The following is a 13,447-nucleotide window of genomic DNA, read 5'->3' as shown; positions in this document are numbered from 1 at the left end:
TCCCGTAAAACGTTAAGGAGGCCGCTATGCTACCAATGCCCGCCCTCTGTTGGCTATGCCAGCTGCCGCTGCGCCTCGCCGCGCATGGATTGTGCAGCGTCTGTCTGCGCGCCCTGCCGCCGTTGCCGATCCTCTGTCCGCGCTGCGGCTTGCCCGCCGCCTCCTGCCGCATCGCCTGCGGCCGCTGTCTGCGTACGCCGCCGGCGTGGCAGGCATTGGTCTGCGTCAGCGGCTATCAGCCGCCGCTGCGCCGCTGGGTGCAGCAGCTGAAGTTTTCCCGCGTTACCGCACTCAGGGTGATGCTGGCGCGGCTGCTTTTGCTAAGCTGGCTGGACGCTCACCGCACGCGCGGACTGGCTCGGCCGGATCTGCTGCTGTGCGTGCCGCTGCATAAAAGGCGCGCCTGCCAGCGCGGCTATAATCAGGCGGCGCTGCTGGCACAGCCGCTGGCGCGCTGGCTAGGCTGCGAGTTTCGCGATGCCGTGCGTCGCAGGCGGCGCGGCGCGCTGCAGCATCAGCTCAGCGCCTCGCAGCGCCGTCGCAACGTGCGCGGCGCCTTCCGCCTTGAAATCGCCGTGCGCGGACGCCATATCGCCCTGATAGACGATGTGGTGACGACGGGTCATACCGTGGGAGAAATTAGCCGCATTTTGCTGGCGCAGGGCGCGGCCAGCGTACAAATCTGGTGCCTGTGCCGTACCTTGTAGAGCGTCGGTGATGGGCGTATTATAACCAACTAAATTAGTCAACTATTGAGCAATTGCCATGATCCGAATTACAGACTCTGCCCAGGAGCATTTCGCAAAACTGCTGTCAAAACAGGAAGATGGCACCCAAATCCGCGTATTCGTCATTAACCCGGGTACGCCAACCGCCGAATGCGGCGTCTCTTACTGTCCGCCGGACGCGGTAGAAGCCACCGACACGGAGCTGAAGTTCGAGAAGCTTTCGGCCTACGTTGACGAACTGAGCGCGCCCTACCTTGAAGACGCGGAAATCGACTTTGTCACCGACAATCTCGGCTCGCAGCTGACGCTGAAAGCGCCGAACGCCAAAATGCGCAAGGTTTCTGACGACGCGCCAATGGTTGAACGCGTCGAATATCTGCTGCAGGCGCAGATCAACCCGCAGCTGGCGGGTCACGGTGGTCGCGTGTCGCTGATGGAAATCACTGACGACGGCTACGCCATTCTGCAGTTCGGTGGCGGCTGTAACGGCTGCTCAATGATCGACGTCACCCTGAAAGACGGCATCGAAAAAGAGCTGCTGGCCGCTTTCCCGGAGCTGAAAGGCGTGCGCGATCTCACCGAGCACCAGCGCGGCGAGCACTCCTACTACTAATCGCTGCTCTGCGCGACAGTCATCGACTGTCGCGCCCTGTTTACGACTCCCCTTTCCGCGTCTGGCTCACCGCTTTCAGCAGTTTCACTACCGCTTTATCCGCAAAGATCGTCTCCAGCGGCTGCGTCAGCTTGCGTCGCCAGTTGGGATATTGATCGACCGTGCCCGGCACGTTGACCGGGGTGGTCATGCCGATCCAGTCCTCTGGCTGCAGGCCTAACAGCGCGCTGCCGGTCGCCGCCAGAAACTTATGCATCGCCAGATTGAGCGCGGGCGTCATCTCCAGCTTCTCCGCCTGACGCGCGCTGCGCGCTGGCATCGCGCCCGCCTGATGAAGCGCGTCCAGCAGCGCCTGCTTCTGCTTCGCCCGCTGTTCATGCAGCGACTGCAAAACCGCTTTGCCGGGATAAAGCTTGAGCTTTTCACCCAGCGCGAAGTCGCCGGCGTTCCAGAAGCCGCTCAGCGTCGGCAGATCGTGCGTGCTGGCGCTGGCAATCGACTGGCGCGGATAGTCGCCAGGCAGGCGATAGCGGCCGTCGCGCTGCTGCTCGAACCACATTACCTTCCAGGAGAAGACGCCGCTGGCGCGCAGCAGGCCGACGATTTCCGGCGGCACGGTGCCAAGATCTTCGCCAATTACCATACAGCGATGCCGCTGGCTTTCCAGCGCCAGCACGCCCAGCAGATCCTGCACCGGATAGCTGACGTAGGCGCCTTTATCGGCGGTTTCCCCTTTCGGCACCCACCACAGTCGCAGCAGCGCCATCACGTGATCGATGCGCAGCGCGCCGCAGTCGCGCATATTGGCGCGCAGCATGTCGATAAACGGCTGGTAGCCGCGCGCGCGCATCACATGCGGATCCATCGGCGGCAGGCCCCAGTTTTGCCCCAGCGGACCAAGACGGTCCGGCGGCGCGCCGACCGAGGCTTCCAGACGATAAAGCTCGGGATCGTGCCAGGTTTCCGCGCTGCCTTCTGCGACGCCGACCGCCAGATCGCGATAGAGGCCCACCGTCATGTTCAACGCCTGGCTGCGCGCCCAGCACTGGGCAAACTGGGTTTGCGCCAGCCACTGCAGCCACTGCCAGAAGGCGATCTCCTCTTGGTGCGTCTCACACCAGCGCTGCACCTCGGGCGACTGGCTGCTGCGCCAGCTTTCCGGCCAGGCGGGCCAGCCCCAGGCCTGATCATCCTCGGCACGACGTTCCGCCTGCAGGCCATCATAGGCCGCCTGGTAGCGCAGGCTGTCGCCGCCGTCGCGCACGAAATCGGCAAACGCCTGACGCTGCGCATCCTCTTCCGCGCGCTGGCTAAACTGCGCCCAGGCGTGACGCAGCGCGGCGAGCTTCAGTGCCATCACCGCCGCGTAGTCGACAAATTCGCTGTCGCGCGCCTTCGCCAGCGCGCGCTGGGTTTTCGCCGCGCTCCACCACTTCTGCGCCGCCGCGCTGTTCTGAAAGTCCTCCAGCTGCGCCACGCTGATATAGATAATATTTAGCCAGCGCCGCGATGAGGGGCTGTAGGGGCTGGCAAAATCGGGCGTGGCGGGATAGAGCGCATGCAGCGGATTAAGCCCGACGAAGTCGCCGCCCTGGCGCGCCACCTGCTCCAGCAGCTGTTGCAGGTCGCCGAAATCGCCGATGCCCCAGTTATCGGCGGAGCGCACGGTGTAAAGCTGCACCAGCGCGCCCCAGCGCTTCTCGCCGTTGCGCAGCGGCGCCGGCAGCCAGCAGCGGCGCGGCGTCAGAATAATGCGCGTCTGCCACGCTTTTTTGCCCTTGCTCAGCGTCAGCTGGTGGTAGCCGTGGCCGAGGGGCGACGGCAGCGTAAACGGCTCGCCCGCCTCGAGTTCGCCGCTAAACTCGCGGCCCTTTTCGCTGCGCAGCCGCCACTGATAGCGGCCGCGCCCTTGCGGCTCAAGCTGTCGCGCGGCGCCGCCGCTGAAGACCTGCACCGGCGGCAGCGGCGCGCCCTTCTCCTGGCGCGCATCGCCCATAACCGCCAGCAGCGCCGTTTTAGTGTCGTCGCTAATGGCTTCCGGCTCGCCTTTGGCGTTGGTATAGGTCAGGGAAATCCCGGCGGCGACTGCCGCGCGATCCAGTGCGCTCTCTTTCATGCTCTCCCCTTAGCGTCGTGATCCAAAGCCGTTGAGTGACGGTGTGCTGAATGTCTGCGCACAGGCAAACTGAGCATTAAGTAAAGACGGCAGTGGGGAAAAAATCGACAGGAAACAAAGAAAAAGGTCAGGCGCAAGCGTCATGGGCAGAGCGTTTACGCCATGACGCTTATTACGGCGGGGTTAGCAGAGTTCGAGCTGCACCTCATGCTGCTCGATCACCTTCATAATGCTGGCGGGCGGCTGCTTGTCGGTGTAGAGCTGGTCGATCAGCCCCATATTGCCGAGGTTCACCATCGCGTTGCGGCCAAATTTCGAATGGTCGACCACCAGCATGACGCAGCGTGAATTCTCGATGATGGCGCGTTTGGTGCGCACCTCATGGTAGTCGAACTCCAGCAGCGAACCGTCCATATCGATGCCGCTAATGCCGAGAATGCCGAAGTCGAGACGGAACTGGGAGATAAAATCGAGCGTCGCTTCGCCCATAATGCCGCCGTCGCGCGTGCGCACTTCGCCACCGGCAATAATCAGCCGGAAGTCGGGCTTGCACATTAGCAGCGTCGCAACGTTGATGTTGTTGGTGACCACGCGCAGATTTTTATGATTCAGCAGCGCGTGCGCCACCGCTTCCGGCGTGGTGCCGATATCGATAAACAGCGTCGCGCCGTCGGGTATTTCGCTGGCGACGCGTTCGGCGATGCGTGCTTTCTCCGCCGACCACATCATCTTACGCTCTTGCCAGGCGGTGTTTTCAGAGCTGGAAGGCAGCGCCGCGCCGCCGTGATGACGCTGAATTTTATTCTGATCGGCGAGGTCGTTAAGATCGCGACGAATGGTCTGCGGGCTGACCTCAAAATGCTCTACCAGCTCTTCGGTACTGACATATCCCTGACGCCGGACCAGATCGATAATGGCGTCATGACGTTGCGTCTGCTTCACATTACTCTCCTGTTTTCTTTTCTTATCCGGCGCTAATGGCGCCGCACTGCACGGGTATCGACAAACGCCATCGCCAGCCCGACCAGCAGACCGGCAACGTGTGCGCCATTGGCGATAGCGAGTCCAAACGCGCCATACCAGCCGATCACCAGCCATACAATGGCAAAACCAATCAGGCCGCGCTCCAGATAGACGCCGCTTTCGGGATCGCGCTCGCCGCGCAGCCAGCAGTAGCCCATCAGCGCATAGACCACGCCCGACAGCCCGCCGAACCAGATGCCGCTGAATTTCGCCTGCACGAAGCCGCTCAGCAGCGCTGAGATCAGCATAATGACGAACAGCTTGCCGCTGCCGAGCCGCTTCTCTACCGCGCCGCCCAGATACCACCACCACATCAGGTTAAACAGGATATGCAGCAGCGAGAAGTGCAGCAGCGCATGGCTGAACCAGCGCCAGACCTGAAAATACTGGCCCGGCCCGTCCGGCCAGCTGAGCCACAGCAGCACGGTCTGATCGCCGAAAATCTGCATCAGAATAAACATCGCGATGCAGACAAACAGGATGGTCATGGTGAGCGGACCGGCGCGATCGCGAATATTGGTCCAGAGGTTGCTACGCTCATAGCGCAGGCCGCTTTTGGTGTTGCCGGTATGCCAGCTGGCCGCCTGATAGCGGGGATGGTCCGGCTGGCGCACAAACTGCTGAAGTTCGTTTTCGACCATTGAGAGCTGGCTCTCATCGTCGAGCAGAATGACCGCGTGACCGTCCTGCTCGATGCGCAGCGTGACGCCGCGCGTCGCCATATAGTCGACAAACGCCTGCGCCATGCGCGGGTTATTGAACTGGGTAATGCGCACCATTATTCACTCTCCTTGTCCTTTGCGCGCGGCTCACTGGCCGCCGTCGACAACCTGCGCCGGGAACGCGGCGCGCCAGGCGTCGAAGCCGCCGTCGATGCTGTAGGCGGCGTGGAAGCCCTGGCTCAGCAGATACTGCGCCGCGCCTTTGCTGCTGTTGCCGTGATAGCACATCACCAGCACCGGCAGCTCGCGGCTGGCGCTGGCGAGAAACGCATTCAGGTTGGTGTTGCTCAGGTGCTGCGCGCTTTCCGCATGGCCCAGCGCGAAGCTCTGCGCATCGCGGATGTCGACCAGCAGCGCGCCCTGCGCCAGCTGTTCGCTGGCCTGCTGAACGTTAATACATTCGAATGTTTCCATGATTTTCTCATTACGACGACACAATTGTCGCCTAGTGTAACCCGATAATCCGCCCCAATAACCTGACAAAGCCTCCGGGTTTGTATTTTTTTCTCAGCAAGAATGTTAGCTGTATCACGCTAAAATGTTTTTACCACGTTAAACACTGGCATCAATGTTGGTTTGCGATTATGATTATGCTCGAAAACGAACATTAATGAACTATTCCGAACATCGGAGGAGATGACGTGGAAACCAAAGACCTGATCGTGATCGGCGGCGGCATCAACGGTGCCGGCATTGCAGCGGACGCTGCAGGACGCGGCCTGTCAGTGCTAATGCTGGAGGCGCGGGACCTGGCTTGCGCGACCTCTTCCGCCAGTTCAAAGCTGATTCACGGCGGCCTGCGCTACCTCGAACACTACGAATTCCGTCTGGTCAGCGAGGCGCTGGCAGAGCGTGAAGTGCTGCTGAAGATGGCGCCGCATATCGCCTTCCCGATGCGCTTCCGCCTGCCGCACCGTCCGCATCTGCGCCCGGCGTGGATGATCCGCACCGGCCTGTTTTTATATGACCATCTTGGCAAACGCACCAGCCTGCCGGGCAGCAAGAGCCTGCGTTTTGGCGCGGATTCGGCCCTGAAGCCGGAAATTACGCGCGGTTTCGAATATTCCGACTGCTGGGTAGACGATGCGCGCCTGGTGGTGCTGAACGCGCAGGAAGTGGTGAAGCGCGGCGGCGACGTCCGCACCCGCACCCGCGTGACGCGCGCCTGGCGTGAAAACGGCCTGTGGATGGTAGAAGCGGAAGATGTCGACAGCGGCAAAACCTACACCTGGCGCGCCAAAGCGCTGGTGAACGCGGCGGGCCCGTGGGTGAAACAGTTCTTTGACGACGGCCTGAAGCTGAAATCGCCTTACGGCATTCGTCTGATTAAAGGCAGCCATATCGTGGTGCCGCGCGTGCACAACGAGAAGCAGTCCTACATTCTGCAGAACGAAGATAACCGTATCGTGTTTGTGATCCCGTGGATGGACGACTTCTCCATTATCGGCACCACCGATGTGGAGTACAAAGGCGATCCGAAAAACGTCAAAATCGACGAGAGCGAGATCGACTATCTGCTGAAGATTTACAACAGCCACTTCAAGAAGCCGCTGGCGCGCAACGATGTGGTCTGGACCTACTCCGGCGTGCGTCCGCTGTGCGACGACGAATCCGATTCGCCGCAGGCAATTACGCGCGACTACACGCTGGACGTGCGCGACGACAACGGCCAGGCGCCGCTGCTGTCGGTGTTCGGCGGCAAGCTGACCACCTACCGTAAGCTGGCGGAGCATGCACTGGAGAAGCTGACGAAGTATTTCCCGAATGCCGGTCCGGCATGGACGAAAAACTGCGTGCTGCCGGGCGGCGATATCGCCGGTACGCGTGAAGACTACGCCGCCAGCCTGCGTCGTCGCTATCCGTTTATTACCGAAGGCATGGCGCGTCATTTCGCCCGTACCTACGGCAGCAGCACCGAGACGCTGCTCGACGGCGCGACGCGCCTTGAGGATCTGGGCGAGAACTTCGGCCATGACTTCTATGAAGCCGAGCTGCGCTATCTGGTGCAGAACGAATGGGTGCGCGAGCTGGACGATGCTATCTGGCGCCGCACCAAGCAAGGGATGTGGCTGAATGAGGCGCAGCAGGCGCGCGTGGCGGAGTGGCTGGCAACGCACAGTCAGAAGCCCAGCCTGTCGCTGGCGAGCTAAATAAGATCAACGGGGCTTCGGCCCCGTTTTTTTTTGCCTGCTGCGCAGGCGGCTCGATGTTCGCTGCGCGAACCGGCTATGAGCAGGTTCCGCCCGCCAGGCGGCAGGGAGTTTCAGCCGCGCCGCTGCTGGCGTGCGTGTTAAGGGGCTCGCCAGCCCCTTAACAATCCCGGCTTCCGGCAGCCTCCACGCCGCGCTGCGCGCGGTGCCTTCGTTGCTTACGTCGGCCTGACGGACCCGTCGGGACAGGCCGTCCTGGCCTGACCCTCCCTCTCGCCGACGTCCTGTCGGCTCGTCCTGGCCGCCGTGCGCGCCTCAGCGTGTCGAATGCCTCTGACACTGCCCCGCCTGTAATTCCTGATTCTTTATTAACGACAGCGTCGTCTGAGCGCTTGATTCATGCCCTCAGCAATGAAGTGGTGCCTTCAATAATCAGGACGTGCAGCCGGGGTTGTGGGGGCCATCGCAGCCGCTGAGCGGAGGAAAGATTTCAGGACGAGCGGCAGGGATGCCGCGAAGAGGCTGGCATGAGCCAGCGACAAAAACGCCGGGAGCGTTTTTGAACCGCGCAAAGCGCTGGCCCCGAAGGGGTGAGCCCCAGGAATGGGGCGAATAAGGCGAATCCAGCCGGTCCGTCAGAAATCCTGACGAAGCGAAGGAACCCGCGCAGCGGGCGAGTGCGCTGGCCCGGGGCGCGGGTGCAGGGCCGGCGCCTACCGGCCCTGCTCGGTCGCCCGCAGCGGGCGAAATGAAACTGCCTCGCTGTCGGGCGAACGAAACCCACTCAGAGCCGCCCGCGCAGCAGGCAACCCCGCCAGCGGGCGGGAACCCGCTCAAAGCCTCACTGGCTTAATATGCCAAATCTCATCCGCATACTCCTGGATGGTGCGGTCGGACGAAAAATACCCCATATTGGCGATATTCAGCGCCGCGCGGCGCTGCCACTCTTCCGGCTTGCGATACAGCTCATCTACCTTATCCTGGGTATCCACATAGCTGCGGTAATCCGCCAGCAGCTGATAGTGGTCGCCAAAGTTCACCAGCGAATCGAACAGATTGCGGTAGCGGCCAGGCTCCTGCGGGCTGAACACCCCAGAGGCGATCTGCGTCAGCACCTGATGCAGCTCGGCATCCTCTTCGTAATATTTACGCGGGTTATAGCCGCCGCTGCGCAGCGCCTCTACCTGCGGCGTGGTGTTGCCGAAAATAAAGATATTCTCCTCGCCGACGTGCTCCAGCATTTCGACGTTGGCGCCATCCAGCGTGCCGATAGTCAGCGCGCCGTTGAGCGCGAACTTCATATTGCTGGTACCCGACGCCTCGGTGCCCGCCGTGGAAATCTGTTCAGAGAGATCCGCCGCCGGAATAATGATCTGCGCCAGGCTGACGCTGTAGTTGGGGATAAACACCACTTTCAGCTTGTTCTTCACCTGCGGATCGTTGTTGATCACGCTCGCCACATCGTTGATCAGGTGAATAATGTGCTTGGCGGTATAGTAGGCGGAAGCCGCCTTGCCGGCGAAAATATTGACGCGCGGCACCCAGTCGGCGTTGGGATCGGCCTTAATGCGGTTATAGCGGGTGATGACGTGCAGCACGTTCAACAGCTGACGCTTGTACTCGTGGATGCGCTTGATCTGCACGTCGAACAAGGCGTTGGGGTCGAGCACCACGTCCAGATTCTTCGCCACCCAGTCCGCCAGACGCCGCTTGTTGGCGAACTTGGCGTCCGCCACCTTCTCGATAAACGCCGGAAAATCGACCTGCTGGTTCAGCTCAGCGAGCTGGCTGAGATCGGTGCGCCAGGTGCGGCCAATCTCTTCATCCAGCAGATCCGACAGCGCCGGGTTGGCCAGCGCCAGCCAGCGACGCGGCGTCACGCCGTTGGTTTTATTGCAGAAGCGTCCTGGGAAGAGACGGGCGAAATCGGCAAACAGCGACTGCACCATCAGATTGGAGTGCAGCTCGGAGACGCCGTTGACCTTGTGGCTCACCACCACCGCCAGCCACGCCATACGAATGCGGCGGCCGTTGTTTTCATCAATGATAGAGATGCGCGACAGCAGATCCCAGTCATCCGGGTAGTACTCCTGAATCGTCTTCAGGAAGTAGTCGTTGATCTCGAAAATAATGCCGAGATGGCGCGGCAGGATCTTGCCGATCATCTCTACCGGCCAGGTTTCCAGCGCTTCGCTCATCAGCGTGTGGTTGGTGTAGGAGAAGACCTGACAGGTCACTTCAAAGGCGTCGTCCCAGCTAAATTTGTGCTCGTCGATCAGCAGACGCATCAGCTCCGGGATCGCCAGCACCGGATGGGTGTCGTTCAGGTGGATAGCGATCTTATCCGCCAGGTTGGCCCAGGTCTTGTGCATCTGCCAGTGGCGGTTAAGGATATCCTGCACCGTGGCGGAGACAAGGAAGTACTCCTGACGCAGGCGCAGCTCGCGGCCTGAATAGGTCGAGTCGTCGGGATAGAGCACGCGCGAAACGTTTTCAGAGTGGTTTTTATCTTCTACCGCGGCAAAGTAATCGCCCTGGTTGAATTTGCCCAGATTGATTTCGTTGCTCGCCTGCGCGCCCCACAGCCGCAGGGTGTTGGTAGCGTCGGTGTCGAAGCCGGGAATGATCTGATCGTAGGCCATCGCCACGATCTCTTCCGTCTCCAGCCAGCGCACCTTGGATCCTTCATGCTGAATGCGGCCGCCGAAACGCACCTTGTAGCGCGTGTTGTAGCGCTGGAACTCCCAGGGGTTGCCGTATTCCAGCCAGTAGTCGGGCGACTCTTTCTGCTCGCCGTCGATAATATTCTGCCGGAACATGCCGTAGTCGTAGCGGATGCCGTAGCCGCGTCCCGGCAGGCCGAGCGTGGCGAGCGAGTCGAGAAAACAGGCGGCGAGCCGCCCGAGGCCACCGTTACCGAGTCCGGGATCGTTCTCTTCTTCCATCAGATCGGCCAGATCCAGCCCCATCTCGTCCAGCGCCTGGTTGAGATCGTCATAAATGCCCATCGCCATCAGCGCGTTGCCTAACGTCCGGCCCAGCAGAAACTCCATCGACAGGTAGTAGACCTGACGCACATCCTGCGAAAGCTGCGCGCGGCTGGAGCGCAGCCAGCGCTCCACCATACGGTCGCGCACCGCCAGCAGCGAGGCGTTGAGCCAGTCATGCTGGTTCGCCACGGAGGGATCCTTGCCGATGGTGAACATCAGCTTATAGGCAATCGAGTGTTTCAGCGCCTCGACCGTCAGTGTCGGCGACGTGTAGGTGAAAGGAGCATTCATATCAGTTATCCCAGTCTCTCGTTACAGCAAACGTTGGTAAAGATCGCGATAGGCCTGCGCGGCCACCTGCCAGCTGAAATCCATTCCCATCGCCTGTCGCTGCACGTAGCGCCAGAGCGAAGGCCGGGACCACAAGACAAACGCGCGTCGAATCGCCCGCAGCAGCGACCAGGCGTTGCTGTCTTCAAAGCTAAAGCCGCTGGCGATGCCGTCAGCGAGGTTCTCCAGCGAGCTGTCGTTGACCGTATCGGCCAGGCCGCCCGTGCGCCGCACCAGCGGCAAGGTGCCGTACTTCAGGCCGTAGAGCTGGGTCAGGCCGCAGGGCTCGAAGCGGCTCGGCACCATAATGACGTCCGCGCCGCCGACGATGCGGTGCGAGAAGGCTTCGTGATAGCCGATCTGCACGCCGACGCTGCCGGGATGCTCCGCCGCCGCCGCCAGGAAGCCCTGCTGCAGTTCGGCGTCGCCCTGTCCGAGCAGCACCAGCTGACCGCCCTGCGCCAGCAGGCCAGGCAGCGCCTCCAGCACCAGATCCAGCCCTTTTTGTCGCGTCAGACGGCTGATCACCGCGAACACCGGCACGCTGTCGTCGACCTTAAGCCCCATGGCGATCTGCAGCTGCCGTTTGTTCTCCGCCTTCGCCTCCAGCGTGTCGCGGTTGTAGCGCGCGCTGAGCAGCAGGTCATGCGCCGGGTCCCAGATGCCGGGATCGACGCCGTTAAGGATGCCGCTCAGGCGCCCTTCGCGCAGCCGCTGCTCCAGCAGCGCCTCCATGCCGTAGCCGAACTCGGGACGGGTGATCTCGTGCGCATAGGTCGGGCTGACGGCGGTAATGTGATCGGCGAAAAAGAGCCCCGCCTTCAGATAGGAGATCTGGCCGTAGAACTCCAGCCCGTGCATATCGAAAAACGATCGCGGCAGTTCGATTTCGTCCAGATGACGCGCGTTGAACAGCCCCTGATACGCCAGGTTGTGTACGGTAAATACCGACTTTGCCGGACGTCCGCGCGCCTCCAGATAGGCGCAGGTCAGGCCCGCATGCCAGTCGTGGGCATGCACGATATCGGGCCGCCAGTAGGTGTCCAGCCCGCTGGCGATTTCACACCCCATCCAGCCCAGCAGCGCGAAGCGCAGGTAGTTATCCACATAGGCGAACTGCGACGTATCGTGATACGGACTGCCGGGGCGGTCGTACAGCTCCGGCACGTCGATCAGATAGATGCCAACGCCGTTGAAATGGCCAAACAGCAGCCGTGTCGGACCGGCAAAGGTCTGCAACTCGGCCACCACTTCCGTTTCGGGGATCCCTTTGCGCAGGTCGGGAAAAGCGGGCAGCAGCACCCGCGTATCCGTCCCGTCAGCGATCTGCGCCTGCGGCAATGCCCCAACAACATCAGCCAACCCGCCGGTTTTTAGCAGCGGAAAAAGTTCTGAACAGACATGTAAAACCTGCATCCTCGGCCTCTTAATTAGTGATCGGGCGCGATCCTCGCGTCGATTATATGGTGCTTTTTATCGCTAACGGCTACGCGCTGGCCAGCCTGGCAAGCATGGCGCGTGTGACCAGAACGATACCCTCTTCTGAACGGTAAAACCGACGACTGTCCTCGTCAGGATTCTCTCCTATCACCATGCCTTCCGGCAGCACGCAGGCGCGGTCGATGACGCATCGGCGCAGGCGGCAGGATCGTCCCACCACCACGTCGGGCAGCAGTACGGCGGAATCGATATTGCAAAACGAGTTGATGCGCACGCGCGGAAACAGCACCGAGTTGACCACCACCGACCCCGAGATAATGGTGCCGCCCGAGATCAGCGAGTTCATCGTCATCCCGTGGCTGCCCGAGCGGTCCTGCACGAACTTGGCGGGCGGCAGCGGCTCCATATGCGTCCGGATCGGCCAGGTATGGTCATACATATCCAGCTCCGGCGTGACCGACGCGAGATCGAGATTCGCGCGCCAGTAGGCTTCCAGCGTCCCTACGTCGCGCCAGTAGGGCGTCGAACTCTCATCCTGCTGCACGCAGGAGAGCGTGAACGAATGCGCGTAGCCTTCGCCGCTCGCCACCACTTTGGGCAAAATATCTTTGCCGAAGTCGTGGTTGGAGTTCGGCTCCTGAAGATCTTCCTCCAGCAGCTGATAGAGATAGTCGGCGTTGAACACATAGATCCCCATGCTGGCGAGCGCCTGCGTGTCGTCCCCCGGCATGGCGGGCGGCTGCGGCGGCTTCTCGACGAAGTCGATCACTTTGTTGTGTTCATCCACCGCCATCACGCCAAAGGCGGTCGCTTCATGAAGCGGCACGGGCAAGCAGGCAATGGTGCACTTCGCGTTGGCGTCGACGTGGTCGAGCAGCATGCGCGAATAGTCCATTTTATAAATATGATCCCCGGCCAGAATCACGATGTACTGCGCCTGATAGCGGCGAATAATGTCGAGGTTCTGGGTCACGGCGTCCGCGGTGCCGCGATACCAGTGTTCGGTTAACGTCCGCTGCTGCGCCGGCAGCAGGTCAACGAACTCGTTCATCTCTTCGTTGAAGATAGACCAGCCGCGCTGAACGTGCTGCGTTAGCGTGTGCGACTGATACTGGGTGATGACGCCGATGCGGCGGATCCCCGAGTTGATGCAGTTGGAGAGCGCGAAATCGATAATGCGAAACTTGCCGCCGAAGTGCACCGCTGGCTTGGCGCGTTTGGCGGTCAGATCTTTCAGGCGCGTGCCTCTTCCCCCGGCGAGGATCAGCGCAACCGTCTGTGTAGGGAGCTGGCGGGCCAGCATCAGGTGATCGGTTCTGTCTAACTTAACCATGT

Annotated in this window: 10 protein-coding genes; 3 read left to right on the top strand and 7 right to left on the bottom strand. The window is 61.3% G+C overall.

The genetic code is table 11. From position 1 onward, the window contains the following. The first annotated feature begins 26 nt into the window (after positions 1–26). The gene (gene gntX, locus B2J69_RS03730; protein WP_081136543.1) at positions 27–707 is read left to right on the top strand and encodes a DNA utilization protein GntX; all 681 of its coding nucleotides are present in this window, start codon (positions 27–29) and stop codon (positions 705–707) included. 58 nt (positions 708–765) lie between these two features. Further along, on the top strand, positions 766–1,341 hold the full coding sequence (nfuA, locus tag B2J69_RS03725; protein WP_081136541.1) for a Fe-S biogenesis protein NfuA: 576 nt from the start codon (positions 766–768) through the stop codon (positions 1,339–1,341). Positions 1,342–1,381: 40 nt separating this feature from the next. On the opposite strand, the gene malQ is transcribed toward nfuA, so the two are convergent. The 4 genes from malQ to glpE all read right to left on the bottom strand — a co-directional run bounded on the left by malQ (position 1,382) and on the right by glpE (position 5,616). Next, positions 1,382–3,457 (bottom strand): 4-alpha-glucanotransferase, encoded by a 2,076-nt coding sequence (gene malQ, locus B2J69_RS03720; RefSeq protein WP_081136539.1) that lies wholly within the window; start codon positions 3,455–3,457, stop codon positions 1,382–1,384. Between the two features lie 183 nt (positions 3,458–3,640). Beyond that, a complete protein-coding gene (locus B2J69_RS03715) occupies positions 3,641–4,399 on the bottom strand; it encodes a DeoR/GlpR family transcriptional regulator (RefSeq protein ID WP_081136537.1) in 759 nt (252 codons plus the stop codon). Positions 4,400–4,431: 32 nt separating this feature from the next. After that, positions 4,432–5,256, bottom strand: a complete 825-nt coding sequence (gene glpG, locus B2J69_RS03710) for a rhomboid family intramembrane serine protease GlpG (protein ID WP_081136664.1) — start codon at positions 5,254–5,256, stop codon at positions 4,432–4,434. A gap of 33 nt (positions 5,257–5,289) precedes the next feature. Then, on the bottom strand, positions 5,290–5,616 hold the full coding sequence (glpE, locus tag B2J69_RS03705; RefSeq protein ID WP_081136535.1) for a thiosulfate sulfurtransferase GlpE: 327 nt from the start codon (positions 5,614–5,616) through the stop codon (positions 5,290–5,292). A 227-nt stretch (positions 5,617–5,843) separates the two neighbouring features. Here glpE and glpD point away from each other — a divergent pair, with 227 nt between their 5' ends. Next, complete coding sequence (gene glpD / locus B2J69_RS03695) at positions 5,844–7,352, top strand: glycerol-3-phosphate dehydrogenase (RefSeq protein ID WP_081136533.1); 1,509 nt, start codon at positions 5,844–5,846, stop codon at positions 7,350–7,352. Between the two features lie 833 nt (positions 7,353–8,185). Here glpD and glgP read toward each other — a convergent pair. The 3 genes from glgP to glgC form a co-directional block, all read right to left on the bottom strand. Beyond that, on the bottom strand, positions 8,186–10,633 hold the full coding sequence (gene glgP, locus B2J69_RS03690; protein ID WP_081136531.1) for a glycogen phosphorylase: 2,448 nt from the start codon (positions 10,631–10,633) through the stop codon (positions 8,186–8,188). 21 nt (positions 10,634–10,654) lie between these two features. After that, positions 10,655–12,088: a glycogen synthase GlgA gene (gene glgA, locus B2J69_RS03685; RefSeq protein WP_081136529.1), complete on the bottom strand. Its 1,434-nt coding sequence runs from the start codon at positions 12,086–12,088 to the stop codon at positions 10,655–10,657. A 70-nt stretch (positions 12,089–12,158) separates the two neighbouring features. Continuing rightward, a complete protein-coding gene (gene glgC, locus B2J69_RS03680) occupies positions 12,159–13,445 on the bottom strand; it encodes a glucose-1-phosphate adenylyltransferase (RefSeq protein WP_081136527.1) in 1,287 nt (428 codons plus the stop codon). Between the last annotated feature and the right edge of the window lie 2 nt (positions 13,446–13,447).

This window comes from Pantoea latae, assembly GCF_002077695.1.
Taxonomy (GTDB): domain Bacteria; phylum Pseudomonadota; class Gammaproteobacteria; order Enterobacterales; family Enterobacteriaceae; genus Pantoea; species Pantoea latae.
This window is presented reverse-complemented; position numbering and strand designations above follow the sequence as displayed.